22 protein-coding genes are annotated in these 23,447 nt (G+C 38.6%); 2 read left to right on the forward strand and 20 right to left on the reverse strand.

Features of this window, described 5'->3' with window-relative positions:
- Positions 1–52: 52 nt before the first annotated feature.
- The 3 genes from IGJ11_RS11755 to IGJ11_RS11765 form a co-directional block, all read right to left on the reverse strand.
- Complete coding sequence (locus IGJ11_RS11755; protein WP_207432636.1) at positions 53–2,185, reverse strand: HelD family protein; 2,133 nt, start codon at positions 2,183–2,185, stop codon at positions 53–55.
- 75 nt (positions 2,186–2,260) lie between these two features.
- The gene (locus tag IGJ11_RS11760) at positions 2,261–3,916 is read right to left on the reverse strand and encodes an FAD-dependent oxidoreductase (protein ID WP_207432634.1); all 1,656 of its coding nucleotides are present in this window, start codon (positions 3,914–3,916) and stop codon (positions 2,261–2,263) included.
- Positions 3,917–4,228 (reverse strand): rhodanese-like domain-containing protein, encoded by a 312-nt coding sequence (locus IGJ11_RS11765; protein WP_063627589.1) that lies wholly within the window; start codon positions 4,226–4,228, stop codon positions 3,917–3,919.
- A gap of 170 nt (positions 4,229–4,398) precedes the next feature.
- Here IGJ11_RS11765 and IGJ11_RS11770 point away from each other — a divergent pair, with 170 nt between their 5' ends.
- Both IGJ11_RS11770 and IGJ11_RS11775 read left to right on the forward strand, forming a co-directional pair.
- Positions 4,399–4,659, forward strand: a complete 261-nt coding sequence (locus IGJ11_RS11770) for a metal-sensitive transcriptional regulator (RefSeq protein WP_010737033.1) — start codon at positions 4,399–4,401, stop codon at positions 4,657–4,659.
- A gap of 12 nt (positions 4,660–4,671) precedes the next feature.
- Positions 4,672–4,983, forward strand: coding sequence for a DsrE family protein (locus tag IGJ11_RS11775; RefSeq protein WP_010720957.1), 312 nt, complete (start codon positions 4,672–4,674; stop codon positions 4,981–4,983).
- Between the two features lie 141 nt (positions 4,984–5,124).
- On the opposite strand, the gene IGJ11_RS11780 is transcribed toward IGJ11_RS11775, so the two are convergent.
- The 17 genes from IGJ11_RS11780 to IGJ11_RS11860 all read right to left on the reverse strand — a co-directional run bounded on the left by IGJ11_RS11780 (position 5,125) and on the right by IGJ11_RS11860 (position 23,239).
- Positions 5,125–5,673, reverse strand: coding sequence for a CDP-alcohol phosphatidyltransferase family protein (locus IGJ11_RS11780; RefSeq protein WP_181915139.1), 549 nt, complete (start codon positions 5,671–5,673; stop codon positions 5,125–5,127).
- 203 nt (positions 5,674–5,876) lie between these two features.
- Positions 5,877–7,775: an endonuclease MutS2 gene (locus IGJ11_RS11785; RefSeq protein WP_207432632.1), complete on the reverse strand. Its 1,899-nt coding sequence runs from the start codon at positions 7,773–7,775 to the stop codon at positions 5,877–5,879.
- Positions 7,776–8,286: 511 nt separating this feature from the next.
- Positions 8,287–9,003, reverse strand: coding sequence for an MIP/aquaporin family protein (locus IGJ11_RS11790; protein ID WP_010720960.1), 717 nt, complete (start codon positions 9,001–9,003; stop codon positions 8,287–8,289).
- Positions 9,004–10,827: a type 1 glycerol-3-phosphate oxidase gene (gene glpO, locus IGJ11_RS11795; protein WP_010737029.1), complete on the reverse strand. Its 1,824-nt coding sequence runs from the start codon at positions 10,825–10,827 to the stop codon at positions 9,004–9,006.
- A gap of 14 nt (positions 10,828–10,841) precedes the next feature.
- Positions 10,842–12,338 (reverse strand): glycerol kinase GlpK, encoded by a 1,497-nt coding sequence (gene glpK, locus IGJ11_RS11800; protein ID WP_010720962.1) that lies wholly within the window; start codon positions 12,336–12,338, stop codon positions 10,842–10,844.
- Between the two features lie 112 nt (positions 12,339–12,450).
- Complete coding sequence (locus IGJ11_RS11805) at positions 12,451–13,911, reverse strand: helix-turn-helix domain-containing protein (protein WP_178306354.1); 1,461 nt, start codon at positions 13,909–13,911, stop codon at positions 12,451–12,453.
- A complete protein-coding gene (locus tag IGJ11_RS11810; RefSeq protein ID WP_207432630.1) occupies positions 13,901–15,196 on the reverse strand; it encodes an FAD-dependent oxidoreductase in 1,296 nt (431 codons plus the stop codon). Before IGJ11_RS11810 ends, IGJ11_RS11805 begins: the two co-directional genes overlap by 11 nt.
- 223 nt (positions 15,197–15,419) lie before the next feature.
- Positions 15,420–15,641 (reverse strand): hypothetical protein, encoded by a 222-nt coding sequence (locus tag IGJ11_RS11815; RefSeq protein ID WP_438772580.1) that lies wholly within the window; start codon positions 15,639–15,641, stop codon positions 15,420–15,422.
- Entirely contained in the window at positions 15,590–15,961 is a 372-nt protein-coding gene (locus IGJ11_RS11820) for a hypothetical protein (RefSeq protein WP_242697184.1), read from the reverse strand. The genes IGJ11_RS11815 and IGJ11_RS11820 overlap by 52 nt, the downstream gene beginning before the upstream one ends.
- Positions 15,962–16,334: 373 nt before the next feature.
- Positions 16,335–17,156, reverse strand: a complete 822-nt coding sequence (locus IGJ11_RS11825) for a hypothetical protein (protein WP_207432628.1) — start codon at positions 17,154–17,156, stop codon at positions 16,335–16,337.
- A gap of 345 nt (positions 17,157–17,501) precedes the next feature.
- Positions 17,502–18,179, reverse strand: coding sequence for a type 1 glutamine amidotransferase domain-containing protein (locus IGJ11_RS11830; RefSeq protein WP_207432626.1), 678 nt, complete (start codon positions 18,177–18,179; stop codon positions 17,502–17,504).
- Positions 18,180–18,214: 35 nt separating this feature from the next.
- Complete coding sequence (locus IGJ11_RS11835) at positions 18,215–19,321, reverse strand: NADH-dependent flavin oxidoreductase (RefSeq protein ID WP_207432624.1); 1,107 nt, start codon at positions 19,319–19,321, stop codon at positions 18,215–18,217.
- 79 nt (positions 19,322–19,400) lie between these two features.
- The gene (locus tag IGJ11_RS11840; RefSeq protein WP_207432622.1) at positions 19,401–19,835 is read right to left on the reverse strand and encodes a MarR family winged helix-turn-helix transcriptional regulator; all 435 of its coding nucleotides are present in this window, start codon (positions 19,833–19,835) and stop codon (positions 19,401–19,403) included.
- 294 nt (positions 19,836–20,129) lie between these two features.
- A complete protein-coding gene (locus tag IGJ11_RS11845) occupies positions 20,130–20,567 on the reverse strand; it encodes a hypothetical protein (protein ID WP_063627598.1) in 438 nt (145 codons plus the stop codon).
- 3 nt (positions 20,568–20,570) lie between these two features.
- A complete protein-coding gene (locus IGJ11_RS11850; protein ID WP_010720973.1) occupies positions 20,571–20,987 on the reverse strand; it encodes a DUF3021 family protein in 417 nt (138 codons plus the stop codon).
- 98 nt (positions 20,988–21,085) lie between these two features.
- Positions 21,086–21,547 carry a LytTR family DNA-binding domain-containing protein gene (locus IGJ11_RS11855; RefSeq protein ID WP_010737019.1) on the reverse strand — a complete coding sequence of 154 codons (462 nt, stop codon included), beginning with the start codon at positions 21,545–21,547 and terminating at the stop codon, positions 21,086–21,088.
- A 66-nt stretch (positions 21,548–21,613) separates the two neighbouring features.
- Positions 21,614–23,239 carry a glycoside hydrolase family 13 protein gene (locus IGJ11_RS11860; protein WP_207432615.1) on the reverse strand — a complete coding sequence of 542 codons (1,626 nt, stop codon included), beginning with the start codon at positions 23,237–23,239 and terminating at the stop codon, positions 21,614–21,616.
- Between the last annotated feature and the right edge of the window lie 208 nt (positions 23,240–23,447).

Consider the following 23,447-nt stretch of genomic DNA (forward strand, 5'->3'; position numbering starts at 1 on the left):
TAAAACAAGTTATCATAGTGAGTCTCACTAAAGATAACTTGTTTTTTCTCTATTAATCTGTTACCAAAGAAATAACGACAGTTTTCATTGCTCGAGATATAGCCGTGTACATTTGCCTTCTTTCACGTGGGGTATTCGGTTCAGCTGTTAGATAAATCAGTACGTGATCAAATTCGAGTCCTTTAGAAAGACTCAACGGGCGTACTTGGATGTTCAGCTGGTTGTTTTGCTCTACTTTTTGCTGTAACATCGTGGCTTGCTGTTCTTCCAACGTAATGACTGTTAATTGTTCACCTGTGTGCTGTTGTCGTTCATTGACCTGACTGAGCCACTGATCGAAAGTCGCTGCAGTCACAAATTCCGGCTCTTCCCCATAAGGACGAACGGGAACAATAGCGATCTTTTCTTTTTCCCCTGAATATTGGGTAAAGAGAGTCGTGATTGCCCCGCTTGAACGATAACTATTCAATAAATCATATCTCGTCACAGATCGTCCAGCCGTTGAAAAATAGCTTTCAATTGCTTCAAAAGAAGTCGTGGAATTAAAAATCCCCTGATTTTCATCTCCTACGAGTGTAAAGCGAGCGTTGGGGAAGATGTTTAACAAGAGCAAAAGTTGCGCACTTGTATAATCTTGCACCTCATCGATCAACACGAACTTTTTGACTTGGGTGATTTTTTCGATCAGCAGATGGCGTACATGCAAACGTGCGACGCCTTCATCTAATGTACAAGGAGTTGTTCGCTGATACTTATTCCCAGTATAACTTTGATAAATCTCCTCAAATAAAAATTGTTCATCGACCCACGCCATCTGTTTGATTTGTTTCGTTACTGTTCGATATTTTCTTTGAAGCAATTGTTTGCCATAACTGACTAATTTCTCTGGCGATTCATCGGTGATCAACTGTTGGAAATACTGTTGTTGCATCTCTTCTGGTAAGGATAATAATTGATCTTTAATGGCGTCACTACCTGCTTGTTTCAGCAATTGCTTTTCCCAGTAGCGCAACAATCGGTCTTTAGTCGCTTGAAGTTTTTCTCTTAGATTCGGGTAATCGGGCGTGCTATCATAGATTTTTTTGATCACTTCTTTTGAGATCACGATTTTTTCCTTCTTTTTGATGGCTAAAAAGAAATCAGCCTGTTCAGTAAACAAGGAAGTCACTTGCTCGATCTGCTTCATAAATGCCTGACTTCTGAGAACTGCTGTCTGGTCATCCACATCCGTCTGCGTAATCCGTTGAAAATAAGCTTTTTCTGACTCAACATTCCCTAAAAAAAGTTGATCCACCAACTGAAGTATCGTGATATTCAACGGATTTTTTTCACCTAACGAAGGTAATACCTTACCGATATAATCAATAAATTGATGATTCGGCGACAAAATCAGCAAATCATCCGCAGAAAGTTGGTTTCGGTATTGATAAAGCAAATAAGCAATTCGTTGCATGATCGTTGAGGTTTTCCCACTGCCTGCAACGCCATTGACTAAGATATTTTGGCTTGTAGTGTCTCGGATGATCGTATTTTGTTCGGATTGGATCGTAGCCGTGATTGCCTTCATCTCTGACGTCTCACTTTGTTCTAAAGCATCAAGTAAGACATCGTCTTGGATTGCTACCGAGGTGTCAAAAAAGTGGAGCAATTGATCTTTTTTGATGATAAATTGACGTCGTTCATGGATCATTACCTCAATTTGGTTTTGATTCACTAAATAAGAAGACTGACCTAAATCATTGTTATAGAAAAGAGAAGCAATCGGCGAACGCCAATCATAAACCAAGGTTTCATCCTCATCATTAGTAAAGTTAGCCGTACCAATATAAAAAGCTTCGTGACTGTTTTTTCCCTGTGCTTCTTCCTCTAAAAAATCAATTTCGATCTTCCCAAAATAGGGACTCATCAATAGCCGTTCGATTTTTTTCAAAGTCTCATTAGCTGATTGGATCTTGAGATTCAATTGATCGATTTCGCGATTTTTCATCTCAATCAATGAATACGTATCAAGATTGTCTAAATAACTATCAAAATTGATCCGAATATCTTCGGACATCGTTTGTAACGAATCCCGTCCGTACGCACTGGTTTCTTGTAATAGTTGCTGATACTCTTCCTGCTTTTCTAGTAATTGCCGATAAACTGACCCTAGATAGGCTTCTTCTAAATTTCGTGTGTTGACCATACACATTCTCCTTTGATTCGAAGTAGTAGAACTAACCAGTCTAGCGCCATTTTACTAAGAATGCAAGGCAAAGCTCTATTTTTCTGGATAAATCAAGTCTTCTGGACGAACAGCGTGATACAAAGCAAAGGCGCCATCGAGATTTTGGACATGAAAGCCTGCTTGTTTCAAGATACGTTCTGCTAAGTAACTACGCAGTCCACTATGACAGCTGACAACGTATTCTTTCTCATGGTCTAATTCCGCCAATCGACAGCGTAAATCATTTAAAGGAATATTCAGCGCATCTTTAAAAGCACCGTTTTGCAACTCGCCTTCATTACGAACATCGAGTAAGATTTTTCCTTGTGCAAGTGCTTCTGGCAATTCATGCCATTGGATCGTCTCGCTTAGCCCTTCTGCGACATTCATGGCCACATATCCCAACATATTCACTGGATCTTTCGCAGAACCAAAAGGTGGCGCATAGGTAAATTCTAATTCCGGTAAATCAAAAATCGTTAGTTGTCCTTTGATGGCTGTGGCTAAACTATCGATTCGTTTATCAACACCTTTGGCACCGACTCCTTGTGCGCCATAGATTTCACCTGTCTTAGGATGAAAGATCAGTTTTAACAAAATATCTGTAGCTTCAGGATAGTAACTAGCATGGTCTTTCCCAGAAACATGGACTACTGAGAAAGGTAAGTTGGCTTGTTGGGCCATTCTTTCTGTTAATCCAGTAGAAGCGGCAGTAAGGTCAAAGACCCGCACAATTGACGTACCAAGACTTCCTCGATTGTTACGAACGATTCCCGCTATATTATCTGCTGCTTGGCGTCCTTGACGGTTAGCAGGAGAAGCAAGAGAAATCAATGCATCGGCACCTGTAATTTGTTGTTTGACAACGATGGCATCTCCCACCGCATAGATGGAAGGATCACTTGTTTGGTAGTGTTCATTGACTACGATCCCACCACGCAGCCCTGTTTCAAGTCCAGCCATTTTTGCCAATGTACTGTCTGGCTGAACGCCTACTGAGAGGATCGTTAAATCAGAATCGATCGTTGTGCCATCATCTAATCGTAACTGCTTGCCACCATGTTCAAAAGCAGTGACAGAACGTTTTGTTTGGACATGGACGCCTTGTTTAATGAGTTCATTTTGGATATGCACCGCCATTTCTTCATCTAAAGAAGGCAGGACATGTGGTGCCAGTTCTACAATTGAAACTGCCAGTCCACGTTTTTTTAAATTCTCTGCCATTTCCAATCCGATAAAGCCTGCCCCTACTACGACAGCTTTTTTGGGTTGTTCTTCAAGAGCAGTCATTACCATATCAATATCCGGTACATTTCTAACAGTATAAACATTTTTGGCTTCTGCTAATCCTGAAATAGCTGGTCTGACTGGTTTTGCCCCTGGGGAAAGAAGCAATACATCATAACTCTCCTGCCATTTTTTCCCGTCAGATAAAACTTCAACTTTCTTTTCATCTGGATAAACGGCTGTGACTTCATAATTGGGACGCACATCTAATTGAAAACGAGCAGCCAATGATTCTGGTGTTTGTACCAAAAGATTCTCTCTCTCACTGATCTCACCAGAGAGATAATAAGGTAACCCGCAATTGGCAAATGAGACATACGGTCCTTTTTCAAACACGACGATTTCAGCATCTTCTTTTAAACGACGTAATCTAGTAGCAGCAGACATCCCCCCTGCTACCCCGCCGACAATAACAATTTTCATTTATTTCCCTCCTACTGTTGGTTCAAACCATTGATTCATTCCACCACGTACATTGATAACATCATACCCCATTTTCTTCAACTCTTTCGTAGCTTGTTTGCTCCGCATTCCCGATTGACAGATGACATAGACAGGCGCTTCTTGTTTTCCTTTGAAACTTAGAATACGTTGAAGTGGAATATTTTTCGCTTGTCTGATATGCCCCCCTTGGTATTCCGCTGGTGTTCTTACATCGAGCAACTGAATAGAACCATTCAATTTTTCTTTTAATTCCGCTGTTGAGATTGATTTTACTGTTTGAAATAGTGACATCTTGATTTCCACCTTTTTTATTTTTGTAAATACCTTATGGGGTATATTCAACACAAAAAAGAGAGAATTGTCAACTATTCAAATTCTAGTTTTTTTAAATCGTCATAATTATTTACAAAATATACCTACATAGGGTATCATCTCACTAGAAGCATAAAGGAGGTTTTCAAATGGAAATCAATGACAAGAACATCATCAATCGACTAAAACGAACAGAAGGACAAATTCGCGGCATCCAAAAGATGATTGAAGAAGAGAAAGACTGTATGGCAATTATCACACAATTAAGTGCCGTTCGTTCTAGCATTGATCGTGTCATGGGAATGATCGTGGCAGAAAACTTAAAAGACTGTTTGGAGCATCCAGAAAACAGCGCAGAAGAGCAAGCCAAAAAGATGGAACAAGCAATCAACTTGATCATCAAAAAATAAGGAGAGACTCAAATGAAAGTTGTTTTTCATATCGATGAAACGAGAAAGTGGCATGAAACGATGAATAACGTCAAGAACCTATTGAAAATCGCTCCTGAAACGACGATTGTGGTTAGTGTCAACGGTGAAGGCATCACCGGCTACCTTGATCCAGCAAATGAAGAATTTCTTGCTTTAGGGGTTACCTTCCACGCTTGTGCGAATGCGCTACGTGGCAATCACATCAGTACAGAATCCTTGCCTGAAAAAGTCATCGTGGTACCAGCTGGTATTTTAGACCTCATTGAATTACAAGAAAAAGGCTATGCTTATATCAAACCTTAAGACTACTAGCTTCGAGAGTTAAGCAAGGTTCTCCTACAGAATTTAAAACAATGAGCGGAAATCCATCCCCTCATCAAGTAAAAGAACTCAAACCACTTCCTTGGTTTGAGTTCTTTTATTTGTATTTGAGACATTACTCTCTTAATTCAATAGTTTATGATATTCACGGATATACAAAATGAAGGATTGAAGCAAGCTATAAGTGATCAATCCAAAGATCCAATTGACCCAGATCGCAGGAAGTTCGGGAAACAACAGTAAAAGCACCATGCCTGCGTAAATGACCGCAGTTGCTAATTTCCCATACCATTTTGCTCCATCTAATTTCACATTTTTTCTCAATCCAATGATACCAGCAAAAAACATGAACCCTTCTTTGATAAGAAATAAACCGAATATCCACCAAATCATCGGTCGATACCAAGCCATGGAAAGGATCAAGACCAGTTGCGTCAACTTGTCTGCCACTGGATCTAATAATTTCCCCAATTCCGTGATTTGGTTGAACTTACGAGCAATAAATCCATCTAAAAAGTCAGTGATTCCTGATAGAGCAATCAAGATACCGGCAAGCATAAACGATTGCTCTAAAACAAAGTAAAAATAAAACGGCAAAAGAACCACACGAAAAATTGATAAGAGATTAGGGATCGTTCCTATTTCTTTTCGCCAATTCGAAGTCAGTTTCATCCATGACATCTCCCTAAATAAACTTTGTTCCATTTTAACCTAAATCGGTACAAGTGCCAATTTTTTCCCGTTGTCTAAAGTCATGAGTAGACCTCCGGCCAGGCTATTCTAATACTTGGATCGTAAAAACTACTGGAACGACTGTCGAAAAAAGACGAGAGCTATTGGCTATTCCTCTTTAAAACAATGTCTTCATTTAACCCCTAGTCTCTTTTTTCTCGTCGTTCTTTAGCTTCTTTGGCTAATTTTTTATGCGCTTTTTTCGATCCTCGTGCTAGATCTCTTTGCCATTTTCTAGTTTGAAAGTCTGTAAACAAATGGTCTAATTCATAACCGACTGGATATAACTTTTCTGCTGACATCTTTAACGTGAGACGTTTTCGTGGGACATTGATTAACTCTTTATCCAAGAAAATCGTAACCGTTTCTTCTGCTGTATCTTCATAAACTAAGGCTTCTTGTTGGTGGACCGCAGAATATACCCGATCCCCTTTCGAAAATTGCTGCACTTGTGTCTTCGTCCTAGGCACGTTTACTTTCGTTGTCTGAAACACTTTTTTGGTTGTCCGATAAGCTTTATGCTGGATATAATATTGGGCTTGTTCGATTAAGGTTTGCGAGATGTTCATTTTTTGAGCGATCCATAACGCTTGGCTTTCTCCTGTTTCCCCCACTTGAAGAAGGTATTTAGGTTTCAATGCTTCTTTATCAAATGCCATTGCGGCTGGAATAAAATCTTCATGATCATTCGCAAATTTTTTGATTTCGCCATAATGAGTAGTTGCAACGATCAATGCCCCTTGTTCATACATGGCTTCCATGATAGCAACTGCTAGCGCTGCTCCTTCATTAGGTTCTGTGCCACTGCCGATCTCATCAAGTAATACAAGGGTATTTCTACTCACCTTGCGTAACATCTCGGCAATATTTTGCATATGACCAGAAAACGTACTTAACGCATTCTCGATCGTTTGCTGATCGCCAATATCCACAAAAATCTCATCGAAAACAGCTAGCTCTGTTCCTTCGGCTGCCGGAACCTGTAAACCAAACATCGCCATCAACGTCAATAACCCCACTGTTTTTAATACGACGGTCTTACCACCTGCGTTTGCTCCAGTGATCACTAATCCTCGATAGTCTTTACCAAGTTCAAAATCTAACGGAACAGCCTTTCCTTGAATCAGTGGATGCCTCCCTTGTTTGATCTTGATGTATTCTGATTGATTGATCAGTGGTGTCACACCATGGATTTCTCGACTATACTTCCCTCTGGCGAAAATGATATCTAATCTAGTAATCGTTTCGATAATCAAATCGATTGCTTGTTCTTGTTCTGCTAAAGCACCAGTCAAATAAGCTAAAACTTGATATTCTTCTGCTATTTCTTCTGCTTTTAACAATTGATAATTCATACTCGCTTTTTCCACAGCCGTTGGTTCAATAAAGACGGTCGTCCCTTTATTTGACTGTTCAATAATCGTGCCTGGCACTTTATTTTTATAACTAGCTTTGATTGGGATCGTATAGTGATCGCCTTTTTGAACAATCATTGCTTCTTGGATCATTTCTTTGTTATGCGGATGTCTTAGAAACTTTAAAAGACGATCCTGGATTTCTTTTTCTGTTAATTGTAAATGTTTTCGTACTTTTCGTAAATTTCGTGAGGCCTCATCACTTACTTTTTGGTTCTTGATTTGTTGATAAATCAATTCTTCGACCATCGACAAATCAGGCATATTCTTACTATACACATGCAACAAGGGTGTTTGATATTGATTTTTTTCAAAAAAACGACGGATCATTCGACTACTTCTTAAAAAGTCTGCATACTCGATCAATTCAGTTGGTGTCAGTAAAAAGCCTTTTTTCACTTGGGAAGTCAACGCATCAATCCGTGTCAATCCCATAAAGGGAACGTGTTGCTGACTTTCTAAGATTTGTCGCGCTTCTTTTGTTTCTTCTTGGCGATTTTTGACTGTCTGTAGATTAGTTTGTGGGGTCATTTCTTCGATACGCTTTTTGCTATATTGTCCAATAGCTCGTTTTTTCACTTCTTCTTTGATTTGATTAAATTGTAATTTATCGATTGTTTGTTTCATATTCTCTCCTTTTTTGAAGAGATACCTGTCCTAAAATAAATAAGACCTAGGAAAAATAAAAAGATGAGGAACATCTCAAATAAGACGCGCCCCATCCCTCATTAATAGAATTGTTGGTTATGAAATGACAGGTATCATCTATAAGCATGCCAAATAAGCTTACGGCTCTATTGGCTATTCAACTTACTACGTTAGATACCTGCTACACTCATCAAAATACCTCATTCATCTAGGTTTTATTTATTTTCAAGTTCACTATAGCAAGTTTAGCTGACACTGTCAATCAATAACGAAAGCCCTTTTTTCATTCTGGTTAGTTCAATCAAGACCCATGAACAAATCTAAAAAAATTTTCTGGTCATCAGCAAAGCACCCCGTTGGTTTTGCGATCTTCAATAACCCATTTTTTAAAGCGCTGCTCTTTGTCAAGTGCTAAAAAACGGTAAAATAGAAGACCTATTTTACCGTTTTTTAGATTATTTATTAAGGAATAACACACTTTATCGCTTTTTTATACCATCAACATGTACATTCCCACAGCCACGACAGCTCCGACCATTGGCGCTACTACTGGTATCCATGAATAGCCCCAGTCTGAGTTTCCTTTGTTTGCAATTGGCAGAATCGCATGGGTCAGACGTGGACCTAGGTCACGAGCTGGGTTGATCGCATAGCCAGTTGGTCCACCTAGGGAAAGACCGATTGCTAAGATCAAACCTCCGACAGCAAAGACATTTGTACCATCGGCAAATGAGTTTTGCCCAAACGCTAATAATCCTAGTACTAAAACGAAAGTACCGATCAACTCGGTGATAAAGTTCGCTGGATAATTTCGAATGGCAGGACCTGTCGCAAATGTACCTAAAATTGCGCCTTGGTCTTTCGTCACACTCCAATGTGGTAAATACGTCAACCAAACTAAAACAGCACCGACGATCGCACCTAACATTTGCGCAATAATAAACGGAATCACTAGGTTCCAGCCAATTGCACCGGTCATCGCCATCGCTAAAGATACGGCTGGATTCAAATGAGCAGGTCCCATAAATCCGGAAATATAGACAGCCATTGTAACGGCTAGTCCCCAACCAAAAGCAATCACGATCCAACCAGAAGCTTGGGCTTTACTCTTGTTCAAGTTAACCGCAGCACATACCCCATCACCAAGTAAAACTAAAATCATCGTACCAATAAATTCTCCCATGATCTGCGTCATTTCTGCACTCATCTATTTTTCCCCCTTCAATTCACGTAGATCCGACTCTGCGATCAATTCTTCTAAATGAGCTTCTTGACGCTTCTTCTCTTCTGCTGACCAAGCGAAGTAAGACGCAATGGCATCAATGATCGGTTGTTTGATTGCATCAAGTTGATCACGTTCAAACAACAAGTGATTCGTGCGACGAATCAAGTAGTCGCCTGGTGCTAATACCATTTCTTCTTCTAACCCATAACGTAAACGAGCAGATTCAGCTAAACTTAGTCCTTCATACGGTGTCATTTCTTTTGCCAAAGCAAAAATCTTTTTCGCATTGGTTCCATAAAAATCTGCAATGTATTTTGCATCAGCTTCTGCTAAACCAGATTCAACTCCGATTTTTGTCAATTCTTCCACAGTTTCTTCCAGTTTCGTTGGATCAAAATCTCCACCGGAAACGGGATAATGTTTCGAATCGATTTCTTTTACTGACATCCGGTAGTCATCTTTCAACAACTGGCGGATTAATTTTAGTGCGCCCTCTGCCATCTTACGGTAGTCTGTGATCTTCCCACCTGATAGTGTCACCAAACCATCCGATTCACGTTCTAACGAGCTGCCTCGAGAAATCGAAGAAGGGGCTTTTTCATCACGGCTGTTTTCTAAATGATTCAATACGTCCTCTACTTCTAATCGAGAAGCCTTGTTTTCTTTATATTCAGTAACCGTATCAACGACTTTACTAAAGCTTTTATCTGAAATAGAGCCGTTGTCGCCACCGTTATAGTCAGAACCAGAATTACCGATCAATAATGGGCGTAACCCTGCCCAACTTGATTCGATATCTGCGAGGGTGATGTTTGCATCTGGGTAACGATGATTGATGACATCTAATAAATAGTCCACATCTTCTTGCGTTACTTTTGGATCTGTATAGTCCCCTTGATAGTCCGTATCTGTCGTTCCAAAATACGTTTTATTTTCTCGTGGAATGGCAAAAACCATTCGGCCGTCTTGTTTGCCCGTGTCAAAATATGTTGGTTGTGGAACAGGCAGTTTTTTAGCATCTACGACTAGATGAACACCTTTGGTTGGTCGCATCTTAGGTGATACCGCACGTTTGAAATTCAAGTTACGGATTTTATCGACCCATGGACCACTTGTGTTGATCACTATTTTTGCGTGGATTTCCACGACTTGATCCGTCAGCAGATCACGTGCTTTGACACCCACGATTTGATCTCCTTCATATAAAAAGCCAATCGCTTTCATTTTACTTACTAGATAAGCACCATCTTCTGCTGCTTTTTTGATGTTATCGATCACTAAACGTGAATCATTGTTCCGAAAATCTAGATAAACACCAGCGCCCTTTAACCCTTCTTTTTTCAAAAATGGTTCTCGTTCTAACACTTCTTCTGGCGTCAACGTATAGTTTTCATATTTTGTTCCAGTCACATTTGCCAATTTATCGTAGAGATCCATTGCCACTTTGACTGAAAACATATTAAACGTCGTTGCACCCTCATCTTCATAGATCGGTAGTAACATTGGATCAGGTTTTGGAATGTGTGGCGCAATCCCTTGGACCACCGCTCGTTCGCCTACAGTATCTGCTACAACTTCGACGTCAAAAGTTTTAAGATAACGAATCCCTCCGTGTACTAATTTTGTGGAGCGTGAAGAAGTACCTTCTGCAAAGTCTTGCATTTCGATTAGCCCCGTTTTGATTCCTGATGCTGCGGCTTGAAGCGCCACACCAGCCCCTGTGATACCGCCACCAATAATCAGCAGATCCAACTTTTCGTGTTGCATTTTTTCAATACTTTCTTGTCTTGTTCCTCTTGAAAACATGACATTCCCTCCCTTTACTCAAATGCTTGTGTTGCTACTACCGCTTTTTTCCAACCGCCATATAATTTTTCTCTACGCTCTTCAGGCATCTCTACTTCAAACATCTTGCCCGCTTCATAAAATTCTCTGATTTCATCTGTATCTTTCCAAAAACCAACCGCTAAACCAGCTAGAAATGCCGCACCTAATGCCGTAGTTTCCAGATTTTCTGCTCGTTGGATCGGAATATTTAAAATATCTGTCTGAAATTGCATCAAATACTCATTATTCGCTGCGCCACCATCGACCTTCAAGACTGGTATTTTGATCCCTGTGTCTTCTTGCATCGTATCAATGATATCTCTTACTTGGTATGCAATCGATTGTAAGGTTGCTTTGATAATGTCTTCTTTGGTCGTCCCACGTGTCAACCCAAACATCGAACCTCTCGCAGCTTGATCCCAATAAGGTGCCCCTAACCCAACAAATGCTGGCACGACATAGACTTCATCCTCACTTGTGGAACGTTTTGCTGCCTCTTCGGAATCACTTGCTTTTTGTAACATTTGCAACCCATCTCGCAACCATTGGATGGAAGAACCGGCTACGAAAATGCTCCCTTCCAGTGCATAGTAAACCTTTCCATTGATTCCATAACCAATCGTCGTTAATAGATTGTTCTTGGATAGTTGGGGTTCTTCCCCAGTATTCATGACGATAAATGATCCTGTACCATACGTATTTTTGACCATTCCAGGTTCAAAAGCCATTTGTCCAAACAAAGCAGCTTGCTGGTCACCAGCCATCCCAGAAATCGGCACTTCACTTCCATAGAAATGATACCCTTGTGTATAACCATAAATTTCCGAATTAGAAGTCGGTTTTGGCAGCATTGCTCGAGGAATGTTCAAGAGATCAAGGATTTCCTGATCCCAATCAAGATCGTGAATATTAAACAACATCGTCCGACTTGCATTGGAATAATCCGTCACATGTGCTTGACCGTCTGTTAATTTCCATACCAGCCATGAATCGATCGTACCAAAAAGCAATTCGCCTTTTTCAGCACGTTCTTGCGCTCCCTCTACATGGTCAAGAATCCAACGTATTTTTGTAGCAGAAAAATAGGCATCAATCACTAAACCTGTTTTTTTATGGAAAAAGTCTTGGTAGCCTTCCTTTTTTAAATTATCAGCAATTGATGCGGATTGACGAGATTGCCATACCACAGCATGATAAATCGGACGTCCAGTATCTTTTTCCCAGATCACCGTCGTTTCACGTTGGTTAGTGATCCCGATGCCTGCGATTTGATTCGGTTTGATCCCAGATTCAATAAATGCTCCTGCAATGACCGACTGTACGGAGTTCCAGATTTCATTCGCATCATGTTCCACCCAGCTCTCTTTAGGAAAATATTGCGTGAATTCTTTTTGTGAACTACCGATATGTCTACCTTTTTTGTCATAAATAATTGCTCGTGAACTTGTCGTTCCTTGGTCAATCGCCATGATGTATGTTGATTCTGTCATTCTGATCTCCTCCATTATCTGCAAACGCTTTCTAAATTTATCTTTATCTTACACCGATTCATTTTTTAGAAACTGCCAAAAAAACATTTATTTTCTGTTTTTTTGACAGTTTTTAGTTTTTTGCTTTTTTTTCTTCTTCGATTTTTTGCTTTAACCTTGCGATATCATAGCTTGAAGCAAACTCTGATAAATAATAATAATTTTGATGAGGATCTTCTTGATTAAATGTGATCACTAAATCATACTTTTTTCCTGGTCGTCGATTTTCAATCTCAATCCCACTGATTCCTTTTAGTTCTCTTAACAAAAATTGTTGAAATGCCACTCGATAAATCGGTAATGTTTCAATATCGATTCCGATAGTGACCGATTTCGCAATATAAAAATCGATCATCATAAGAATATTGGCATACTGAATCATGAGATAACTTAAAGCAGCTTCTTCACCTTGTTTAGCAGGTAGTTGTGTCAGCGTTGTTTCTTTCAATCGTTCGAGTAATTGACTAAGGGAGCGGCCTAACATCTTTTTCTGTTGTTGCAAGAGATGTTCTGGCTCATAGATCATCATGACTCCTCGAAAAAAATAAAACTCATTATCGATTTGAGCTAATTGATAACCGACTGCTTTTTCTTCCTTGATCTTCAACTTTCGTGGACGATAGTGCCACAACATCGTTTCTCTAATGTACGTATCTAATACAGCTGTTGGTAATTTTTTGCTTCGGGTTAAATCATATTGATAAAAATGTTCTTCTGATAACACAGCAAACGAGACAAAAAAACTGTAAAACATCAAAGGCTCATAGCCACTGATCTCAGCAGCTGTCCGACTTAAATAAAGCGAAATGACTGGATCAAGTGCTTGATACAAACGATCCTTTTGATAAAGTATTTTCTTTTCTTTCAATGTAGCAAACGTCGTTTTTTCACTCAATAGCCGTTTACGAGTAATCCCTAGCCAGCAGGCGATTTTACTAGCTGACTCTTGAGAGAATGTCGTTTCTAAGGCTCGCTCCAATCCTAAAATAAGTGGCGCTTTATCAGGCGTCTGTTGTAAGAAAAGGGGACGTTGTGATTCAGAGATAAATTGGAATAATACATAGTAGAAATAACGAACTTGCAATTCCTCGCCATAGAGTTGGCCATTTTTGATTTGTAGAGAAAATTCTTGCAGTAACTGATTCAATTCTTTGATCTTACGAAAGACAGAAGATTCGCTGATATTAAAAGCTGTCGCTAGACGAACGATCGATGCTTGGTGATGTTCTAATAAATAAACAAGCAGATTGAATTTCAAGCTTTGTTGAACTAAGAATAGAATGATTTTTTCTAAGCTGACATCTTCAGCCAACTCTAATGTGACTTGAAATTCATTTCTTTTGATTGCTACTTTCTTCCCCATCATCATACCGATCATTGGGATTTCTGCTATATATTGATCAAATGATGTTTTAGAAAGATTGACTTGTTCCCTTAATTGATTCGTTCCTACAGTTCCACCATGCAACACCATTTCCCTAAGAATCAGCACTTGCAACTGCTCTTTTTTCTCTAGTAATTGTTCAATCTTCATCGAGCGTATCAACCACCTTTATCAATTGAAGCGGCAACCGATATTCTGGCTGGAAGAATAACTCCCGTTCGAATAATTTCTCTAACGTCCAGCCTTCCTCAATAGCGAGAGTGAATCGATCCAATAAATCGAATATCTCCTCTCGACTTCGCAACTGCGCACCAAGTAATTGTCCCTTTTCATTGCACATCACTTTGATTTTCGCCGTTTCACTATTGGTCGCAGCTAAGCGGGCAAGCAAATATGTTTTACGGACAGTCTGCGGATAAAAAATACTTTCTTCTTCCGTTAGCCCAACACTTCCTAGAAAATAACCAAACCAATGATTTCCAATTGCTCGGTAGGTTCCCGGATCTTTCGTACGTTTGCCACTAATCGTTTGACTGACCACTTGTGCCGTGCGTAGTGCATTATTGACCAAAGAGACATACATTTTTTCTTGAGTCGGTTGGAACGTCACTTGGATCGCATCACCGATTGCATAAATATCCTTCGCTGACGTTTGCAAATACTCATCGACCCAAATCGTACCATCTTCATTTAGCTTCAACTGATCTTGCCAGAGATGATGGTCTGGACGCGTGTGATTCGCTAGCAGAACTAAATCATAGCTTTCTGTTTTTTGATCCGTCACTACGACCACTTGCTCGTTTTCTTCGAGCGTTTGCACTTGTTCATTGAAAAACAATTGGATATGCCGTTGCAATAACTCATGTGTTAACGGCTCAACCATTTCGGGGTCGAAATAACGGAACAACAATGTTGATCGGCTTTCATAGAGATGGATTTCTTTTTGCTGATGATATAACCCTTCTGCTAATTCAAGTCCTACTTGTCCCGCACCAATCACAGCAATCTTTTGTGCCTTCGCAAGACTTTGTTCCAAAGATTCTTTTAAGTGGATATCTTTAACAGAACGGATCTGCGTACTTTTGTTTCCATTTTTGAATTGCTGACTCGAACCCGTTGCAATCACCAATGTATCAAAAGTAAGCTGTCGCCCATTTTGGATAAACACAGTCTTCGTGGCTATTTCAAGTGAAACGACTTCCGTGCGTACTTGAACATCAATTGCGTATAGCGCTCGCAATTCTTCCTTAGTCAACCAATAAAGTTGTTCTTTACTTGTGAGTTGCTTTTTTAACAGTAAATTGAGTCCACTCGGTATAAACCCAATCTTGTCTTGTTTTTCCAAAAGTATGATTTCACTGTCAGGACAACTTTTTCGCAAAGAAATTGCTGCATAGATCCCCGCAAAAGAACCACCAATGATCACGATCCTCATCCATTTCCCTCTTTTCCAATAGCCTATTTGAAGAGTATCATGTAACCGTTAATGTTTCAAAAAATGTACTCAAAAACGAAGCAAATCTTCAATCATAAGAACAGCCGTGGTGTTAGATCAAGTAGGCAACTTTTGCAGAATAAAAAAATAAGTTCGATTTTGACAATAAAAATCAAAATCGAACTTATCTTCTTTTTGAGAAAGAACTATCGTCTCAGTCTCATTAATCTATTATTAACGAAGCATCAATTACAATAAACTTTTTGTACTCCACATCATAGATTGTCCATAAATATGCTCCAAGTCCTTCTCGCCCCCCATTATAATATTGGGTAAATTCATTATTCCAAAGATAGATTTCCAACCTTTTTTTTTCTGGAAAAAGTTGCTGGTTTATTTCAATAAAATCTTCCTTTTTCCCATATAAATTTTGAGGATTATCCATAAACGCATGTTCATATGTTCCTTTTTCTTCAAAAAATTCTTCGACAGATATTTTTTGCTATTCATTAACTCTGGATTTACTTGGATAGGATAACCTTTGACTTCATCAAATGAACGCAAATTAGTGTAAATAATCTTTTCCTCTCTTGTTTCCTGATACTTCTTTTCATATTCCCTACTAGTAAACTTTCCATCTTTTGTTTTAATCGCCCAAATTCTAAGCGCCCACAGTCTATTTTTGTAATTAAGAAAAGCTAATGCAGCTTCTTGATGACTTATTATCTTTTGATAATTCTCTTCATAAAAAAAAGCATAATTCATAGCAAAACCTTTTTTTCTGAAATTCTATGTTTCTTCTTCTAATAATTCCATTTCATCACTCTCCTATACTTCCCCATACTATTTTCCTTTAATTCCATCATAAAACCTTTTTAATTATAAAATTATTTAAAACTACTTTTTCACAAAAAAAGGAAGAACGAACTTCGAAAAAATCATAAGTATTACATTGTCACTGCTTTTCCAGATCTAAAAAGATATAAAAAAGAAACAAATACTTTGCTCTATGAATAATAGTGTCGTATGGAAGAATCGAACCACAAACAAACACCTGATTTCGTTGATTTTCCCTTAAAGAAAAGAGAGCCAAGGAAGTTCTACCCTTAACTCTCCTTTTTTAAACACTTTTTACCACCTATGGAATAATTAGGGCAATATCAATCACTGTAAATCGTTTTCTTTTTTTGTCATAGATTGACCATAGATACGCTCCATCATCTCTTCTGGGTTCGTTATACAAATTGGTAAAATCCGTATTCCATTGATAAATGACTAGCTCACTTCGATCAGGGAACAGAAGTTGATTGACTCGTTGGAAATCTTCGATTGTTCGATGGGTCTGGAGATAACTACAAAAAGCGATTTGGTATTCCCCACCTTTGGCAAAAAAAGTTGTGGAACTGATTTCATCAGCTTTCATCATTTCGGGATTGACCCGTATGGGAAAGCCGTCATAAGTATCAAACGAGGTTTCTTCCATATAAGTAAGCGTTACTTCTTCAGTTCGCTCGTAGAGTTGTGGAAATCTGATCAATAATGCTTCATGCTCTTTTCTAAGCTCTTTTATCATTTGGTAACGCTCTTGTTTGCGTTCTTCATAATCAATTTGTAGCTTTTTGAGATCTACTTTTCGTCCGACGGCTTGAAGATATTTGATTTCTCCTTGTATATCTCCTTTTATTTGGGCATCTACCTCAGCTTCTATTCTTGCTTCGACTTCTGGGGTTAGTGTGACCTCAACTTTTGGCACTTCGGCAAATTTTTGAGTTAACCCAGGTACAAATTTTGGTGTCCAAATGCACCATACCCGATTAAAATACGTGAGAAAGGCCAGTACTGCTTCTTGATGACTCGTAATCCCTTGGTTATTGTCTTCTTTAAAAAAAGCACAATGGACGGGTTCAATTAAATGATCGTTATGCTTATAATAGAACGTTTCTTTTTCTAGCAACTCCATTTCATCATTCCTTTCTTCCTTAGTTACTTTCTATGTATCCGCTTTTATTTTACCATGTTTTTTTACCTCTCATACTCCATAAAAAAATCAATTTTTAGACTTACGTTGTCCATTCTTTTTATTTTTTTATAGAAATAGAGGGCAAAATCTGAAGCGACTCCAAACAGTTAGACTAAAAAATCTAAATTTTGGAGGACGTTTCAGATTCCACCCTCTACTTTATAAAGTTTTCTTCTATTGTTAAATTGGATTGTTTTTTGGCAGACTTACTATAATGCTGTAATAAGAAGGCCTACGTCGGAACTGTTTATTTTCGTTTTTTGCTTAACTTTTTCCCTTAACAACTTACTTCTTCAAAGATTCAACGACTTTGATTCCTAATTGATGCGCAGATTGAGGATTCTGTCCGGTCAACAACTGTCCATCTGCATGTACGACCGCTGTAAAAGCTGGTCCTGCTTGATAGTTTGCTCCTTTTTCTTTCAATGCATCTTCTGTTAGAAAAGGTACTTTTTCCGTTGTTCCATTCGCTGTTTCTTCTTCGTTACTAAAACCAGTGACCGTTTTTCCCGCTAAAATCGGTTGACCAGAAACGTCAACTACAGGAAGTAATCCGACTACACCATGACAAACAGCTGAAACGATTCCGTCATTTTGGTAGATCGATGAAGCAATTTTTCCTAGATCCGTTGCTTCAGGAAAGTCCCACATGGTTCCGTGTCCACCGGTATAATAAATTGCACGATACTCGTTTGGGTCGACTTCAGCTGGACTCAAGGTGCTTCCTAACGCTCGGTTACGGAAATCTTCGTCCTGATAATACGTCCAATCGATTTCATCCATCGCTTCCAGACTCTTCGGCTCCAAAGGAACATACCCACCTTTAGGACTGACAAAATCAGCTGAGATATTATTTTTAACTAAAGCATCGTAAAAATGAGTCAGCTCACTCAGCCACAGACCTGTTGGACGGTCGGTTCCTTTATATTTTTCCACATTCGTTAAGACGATCAATACTTTCATTGTTCTCTCTTCTTTCTTTACTAGTAGATCTTCACTTATCTATTAGTATTTGATTGATAACGGATCTGTAAAAAATTATACAATGGATTAGGTAAATAGAGTTCTTGATATGCTTTTGCAAATGGTTTGGACACAAGTTCTGTATCGCGATTTTCCATTAATTTGACCGCCCATTCGGGATCAACTAATAGTTGCTGCCCGACTGCGACAAGTTCTGCATCAGATAAAACGGCTTCAACATCTTGGCGATTACGGACATTCCCTACACCCACTAATGGTATTTTTCCTTGCACTGTTTCATGGAGATAGTGAAGCATCGATTGCTCATTGTATTGCTCAGAACGAGCAACACGATCATACGTACTTAATGAAACATGAAGGTAATCCAATTTTGTTTCACGTAATTTTTCCATTAACCATATGGTATCTTCAAAACGGATACCAGGCGTTTCAAATTCTTCTGGTGAAAAGCGATAACCTACGATAAAAGGCTTTGTTGCGTATGTTTCGACAGCTTGAAACACACTTTTCACTACTTCATCAATAAAGCGATAGCGATTTTCTAAGCTTCCGCCCCATTGATCTTCACGACGATTAGAATGTGGCGAAAAGAATTGTTGGATCAAATACGTATTAGCACCGTGTAATTCTACACCATCAAATCCAGCTTCGATTGCTCTTCTAGTCGCTTCACCAAAAGCCTTGATCGTTTCTAAGATTTCGTCTTCTGATAAGGCACGTGGTGTTTCCGCATTAGGTCGTTCTGCAGGGATTGCGCTAGCCGAAACAGTTTGTTCGCCTGATAACGTTGCTCGACTCGTCATACGTCCGCCATGGAAGATTTGTACGATCGCTTTTGCCCCATTTTCTTTGATTGCCTTTGCCAAGTCACTGAGCCTAGGTATCATTTCATCATGGGCTATGCTAAGTTCACCGGGCCAGCCTTTTCCTATATCTTGCACATTCGCAGCCCCTGTAATAACAGCGCCTAGTCCTTTCGAACGTTCTTGGTAATACGTGATCTCATCTTCCGTAATCACACCATTATAAAAACTTAATTGGGTGGTCATAGGTGCCATCATCAAACGGTTAGGTAATGTCACACCAGAAGGAAAAGTGATTGTTTCGTTAAAATTTGCCATGGTGATTCCTCCATTCAGTTCTCTTCGTTTATTAAAACATATAATTAGTTGTGCATACAACTAACGAGATTAAAAAAATTTATTTTTTTTGTAGTTTTTCAGTGGCTGAATTGATTGCTTTAGATAAACCTTCACTTTCCGCAGATCCTAGAATCTCTTGATATGCATGATGTAGTTCTTCCCAACTACTATCGATTTCTTTTACAAATTCCCGTCCTTGATCCGTCAGATAAACTAATGACAAGCGTCCATCACTGACTGTTTTGATATAGCCTTTGTATTCCAATTTTTCGACAAAACGAGCAATCGTTGAAGGTGCAGAACAAAGTAATTGGGCGATATCCTTTTGTGGTAACCCATCTTTTTCTTTTAAAATTAATAAAATAAACCCATATGTCGGTGTCAAACCCGTTTTCTTAAATGCTTCATCTGCCATTTTATTCAACAGGCGATCTAATTTTTTCACACTAAAAAACAGACAATCATTTAACGCTTGTTCAATCGGTTTCTCCATGTTTTCTCCCCCTAATATCCGCGTAACATATCATAGTATGATTTTTGTTATTTGTCAAAAAAGGCTGTAGTAACAAGGGAAAACAAGAGCATGTAAAATTCCTAGAAAGAATAATATAACCTGTTTTAGGGGATATAAAAACGCAGAAACAAGATTCAAGCACCTTCAAACAATGAGCTGCACCAAAAATTTGAATAAGATAAGTAGAGAACAGATACGGCAAAAAATTGTCACTAGGTACCGCCGAATAAGAAAAAAATGCGACTGATTGGTATTGTTTATGCGCTGATTGGTTTATACTTTTTTCAGATAAACTACTTTGGCACCTAATAATGAGACACCGATATGCAAAGTTTCAGCAACTGCAGGTACGCTTTCACCAAAAGGCAATACGCTGACACGATTGATAATGACCCCTATGATAAATACAAGAACGGTCAGCCAAGTTCCCTTTTTTACCCATTGCTGGTCACTTTGTCTTTGATAGATTTTTACAGTTTGGGCACGTAACACGCCAAAGATGAACCCCAGCAAAACAGACAAAACAATAAGAATAAGTGTATGGTTAGTCTTAATGATTTCTTGCCAGTTGCTTATGATTAAATAAAGTCCAACTAATACAATGATGATTTCACTTTTCATCGTGTCTTTGATTGCTCTTTCTTTAAGTAATCTCTGTAAAAAAAAGAGAATCAATACTAACACAATGAGATAATTTTGTAGATGTTCCACGTTTTATTCTTCTTTCTTTCCTGAAATTCCTGAATGCCGTGTATTGATTATTTGGATTCGTTTATTTAACAATCGGGCTCGTAAAAAGTTCCTGATGATCAAACAAAGCCACACAATGAAATAGATACTCACAAAGGTTAGCGTGTATCTCTCAAAATGAACAGAAACACTTCCATTCAACAGCACCAACAAGAAATAACTAAAGGCATACGTACTAATAAAATGCAGCAGTATAATCTGAAGATAATTAAGCTTCTCAATTCGCTCGATCAGCGATACTACGCCAATAAAAGCCGAGAGAAAGAAGACAAAAAGAATCTCATTTCTCGTGATCTCATGGGTTTGTGAAACTAATTTGAACAGCAAGAAAGCAAAGCTTCCAATACCAATACTTCTCATCATACGTTGTATCAATTTCATCGGGCTCTCCTTTTCATCTTACCAGCTATCAGGTACATTTATTCTACAAGGTTTCCTTCTTGAAGCTAGTTTGATTGTCATTTCTTGCATTTTTCTTGTCACTTGTTGCGAAAAGTCTGATCGATTTTTTCTTTTAATGCTTTGGAAAAATAACGGCTAACGAGTAACTCTTCTGTATTTTGTAATGTGACATAGAGATTTCCATTTAAAAGCGACGAATTGATTTCTTTAACCATATAGATATTTAAAATAGTCGTTTTCGATATTTGGATAAATGGTTCTGGGAGTTCTTTCATTAACTGAGCTAGTGTCAATCTTCGCTCATACACTTCATTTTCCGTATAAAAGAAACATTTGCGATCAAGGTATTCGATATAAAAAATCGAGAATAAATCTAAATAGACATCTCTTTCTTTTTTATAGTCTCTCACTAAAATAGTTTCCACTTTGTATTTCTCTAAAATATCAGCAATCGAAGTTAAAAATGGTACCTTTTCATGAACTTGAAAAAGTACCATCTCCTCTTGTTTTTTTGGAATCAAATCAAACAATACTTTCATCATGGTCCTCACACTTGTCTAAATTTCTTTTATCATACTCTTTTTTGAGGTGTTCGGACAAGTCATTTATTTGCTCGTCTTCAAAACAAAAGCTTCATAAGGACGTAAATTCAGTTTGCCAGTTGGTATCTGTTTTTGTGGATAGTTTGAAATGACCAGTGTCATCGCTTGATCAGTCAATGTGTATGGCTGATTTTTTTCAGACATATTGCAAACGACTAACCATTGTTCATTATTCAACGTCCGATAATAGGCAAATACGTCATCGGGCGTATCTGTTACCAACTGATAATCTCCCCAGACGATGAGTTCATTGTTTTTCCGTAACTCGATCAATTGCTTATACGTATAAAAAATAGAATCTTTCTTTGCTAAGGCTGTTTTCACATTGATCATTTGGTAGTTTGGATTGACGTGTAGCCAAGGAGTTCCTGTGGTAAATCCAGCATGTTCACTATTATCCCATTGCATCGGTGTACGCGCATTGTCACGCCCTTTTGCATTGATCGAACACAAGATTTCTTCCGGAGTAAATCCTAAAGTTAACCGTTCATGATACATGTTGATCGTTTCAATATCTTGCGCTTCAGAAATATCCTTGATCGGGTAGTTTGTCATCCCAATTTCTTCTCCTTGATAAATATAAGGTGTCCCTTTCATCATATGCAGCAAAATCGCAAACATTTTGCCACTTTCTTCTCGATAATCTTGATCATTCCCCCAACGCGAGATGATCCTTGGCAAATCATGGTTATTCCAAAATAGACTGTTCCACCCTTCATTCCCTAAAGAAGTTTGCCATTTTGATAATACCTGTTTCAACTCAGGAATACTTAATGGTTTTAAATCCCATTTGTCTTTTCCTGCCTGTTGATCCAAACCGACATGCTCAAATTGAAAGATCATCGATAGTTCATTTCTCTTGGGATCAGAATAAAGCTTGGCAATATCCGTGGTTGCTCCCCAAGTTTCGCCCACTGTCATCAGATCTTTGTTTCCAAAAGTAGCTTGATTCATCTCTTGTAAATAGTCATGAAGTTTGGGACCATTACTTGTTATTTCTTGATCAGGTAACTTCCCAATCGTATCGATCACGTCCATTCGGAAACCACCGATTCCCTTGTCGATCCAAAAGTTCATCATCTGATAGATTTCTTGACGTAAATGGGGATTTTCCCAGTTTAAATCTGGTTGCTTTTTACTATAAAGATGTAAATAATACTGACTAGTTGTTTCATCAAACTGCCAAGCAGAGCCACTGAATATCGACCGTAATTGATTAGGCTCATTTCCATTGATTGGGTCACGCCAAATGTAATAATCCCGATACGGATTTCCCTTACTTTGACGAGCTTCGATAAACCAAGCATGTTCATCTGATGTGTGGTTGACGACGAGATCCATAATGATTTTTATTTCACGTTTCTTTGCTTCTGCAATCAGTTCCTCCATATCAGCCATCGTGCCAAATTCGGCCATGATTGCTTGATAATCACTGATATCGTAACCATTATCGTCGTTAGGAGATTCATATACGGGAGATAACCATATCGTATCGATCCCTAAATAATGCAGATAATCCAATCGAGCGATCACTCCTTGTAAATCCCCGACTCCATCCCCATTCGTATCTTGAAAACTACGAGGATATACTTGATAGACAACTGATTGATGCCACCATTTTTTCTCCATACTTTCCTCCATTGGTTAAAGATTATTGATCCCTCGCAAAAATTGTAACGCTTTCAAAAACGAGAGTAAATAGCCATTATTCTCCTTATTTCTTTCACCACGCCTAAACCTTGATGCTATCGTCTTTTACTTTCAGTTGTTACCGATAACAATTTTTTCCAAAAAAGAACCCTGGCATTTGTTTTCTCGCTAACAATAGCGAGTCTTC

This window comes from Enterococcus sp. DIV0691 (genome assembly GCF_051711145.1).
GTDB lineage: Bacteria > Bacillota > Bacilli > Lactobacillales > Enterococcaceae > Enterococcus_B > Enterococcus_B hirae.

Excerpts from the sequence above, each read along its gene's own strand:
- IGJ11_RS11755 (WP_207432636.1), bottom strand. The coding sequence starts at position 2,185 with ATGGTCAACACACGAAATTTAGAAGAAGCCTATCTAGGGTCAGTTTAT.
- IGJ11_RS11760 (WP_207432634.1), bottom strand. The coding sequence starts at position 3,916 with ATGAAAATTGTTATTGTCGGCGGGGTAGCAGGGGGGATGTCTGCTGCT.
- IGJ11_RS11765 (WP_063627589.1), bottom strand. The coding sequence starts at position 4,228 with ATGTCACTATTTCAAACAGTAAAATCAATCTCAACAGCGGAATTAAAA.
- IGJ11_RS11770 (WP_010737033.1), top strand. The coding sequence starts at position 4,399 with ATGGAAATCAATGACAAGAACATCATCAATCGACTAAAACGAACAGAA.
- IGJ11_RS11775 (WP_010720957.1), top strand. The coding sequence starts at position 4,672 with ATGAAAGTTGTTTTTCATATCGATGAAACGAGAAAGTGGCATGAAACG.
- IGJ11_RS11780 (WP_181915139.1), bottom strand. The coding sequence starts at position 5,673 with ATGAAACTGACTTCGAATTGGCGAAAAGAAATAGGAACGATCCCTAAT.
- IGJ11_RS11785 (WP_207432632.1), bottom strand. The coding sequence starts at position 7,775 with ATGAAACAAACAATCGATAAATTACAATTTAATCAAATCAAAGAAGAA.
- IGJ11_RS11790 (WP_010720960.1), bottom strand. The coding sequence starts at position 9,003 with ATGAGTGCAGAAATGACGCAGATCATGGGAGAATTTATTGGTACGATG.
- glpO (WP_010737029.1), bottom strand. The coding sequence starts at position 10,827 with ATGTTTTCAAGAGGAACAAGACAAGAAAGTATTGAAAAAATGCAACAC.
- glpK (WP_010720962.1), bottom strand. The coding sequence starts at position 12,338 with ATGACAGAATCAACATACATCATGGCGATTGACCAAGGAACGACAAGT.
- IGJ11_RS11805 (WP_178306354.1), bottom strand. The coding sequence starts at position 13,911 with ATGAAGATTGAACAATTACTAGAGAAAAAAGAGCAGTTGCAAGTGCTG.
- IGJ11_RS11810 (WP_207432630.1), bottom strand. The coding sequence starts at position 15,196 with ATGAGGATCGTGATCATTGGTGGTTCTTTTGCGGGGATCTATGCAGCA.
- IGJ11_RS11815 (WP_438772580.1), bottom strand. The coding sequence starts at position 15,641 with ATGGATAATCCTCAAAATTTATATGGGAAAAAGGAAGATTTTATTGAA.
- IGJ11_RS11820 (WP_242697184.1), bottom strand. The coding sequence starts at position 15,961 with ATGAATTATGCTTTTTTTTATGAAGAGAATTATCAAAAGATAATAAGT.
- IGJ11_RS11825 (WP_207432628.1), bottom strand. The coding sequence starts at position 17,156 with ATGGAGTTGCTAGAAAAAGAAACGTTCTATTATAAGCATAACGATCAT.
- IGJ11_RS11830 (WP_207432626.1), bottom strand. The coding sequence starts at position 18,179 with ATGAAAGTATTGATCGTCTTAACGAATGTGGAAAAATATAAAGGAACC.
- IGJ11_RS11835 (WP_207432624.1), bottom strand. The coding sequence starts at position 19,321 with ATGGCAAATTTTAACGAAACAATCACTTTTCCTTCTGGTGTGACATTA.
- IGJ11_RS11840 (WP_207432622.1), bottom strand. The coding sequence starts at position 19,835 with ATGGAGAAACCGATTGAACAAGCGTTAAATGATTGTCTGTTTTTTAGT.
- IGJ11_RS11850 (WP_010720973.1), bottom strand. The coding sequence starts at position 20,987 with ATGAAATTGATACAACGTATGATGAGAAGTATTGGTATTGGAAGCTTT.
- IGJ11_RS11855 (WP_010737019.1), bottom strand. The coding sequence starts at position 21,547 with ATGAAAGTATTGTTTGATTTGATTCCAAAAAAACAAGAGGAGATGGTA.
- IGJ11_RS11860 (WP_207432615.1), bottom strand. The coding sequence starts at position 23,239 with ATGGAGAAAAAATGGTGGCATCAATCAGTTGTCTATCAAGTATATCCT.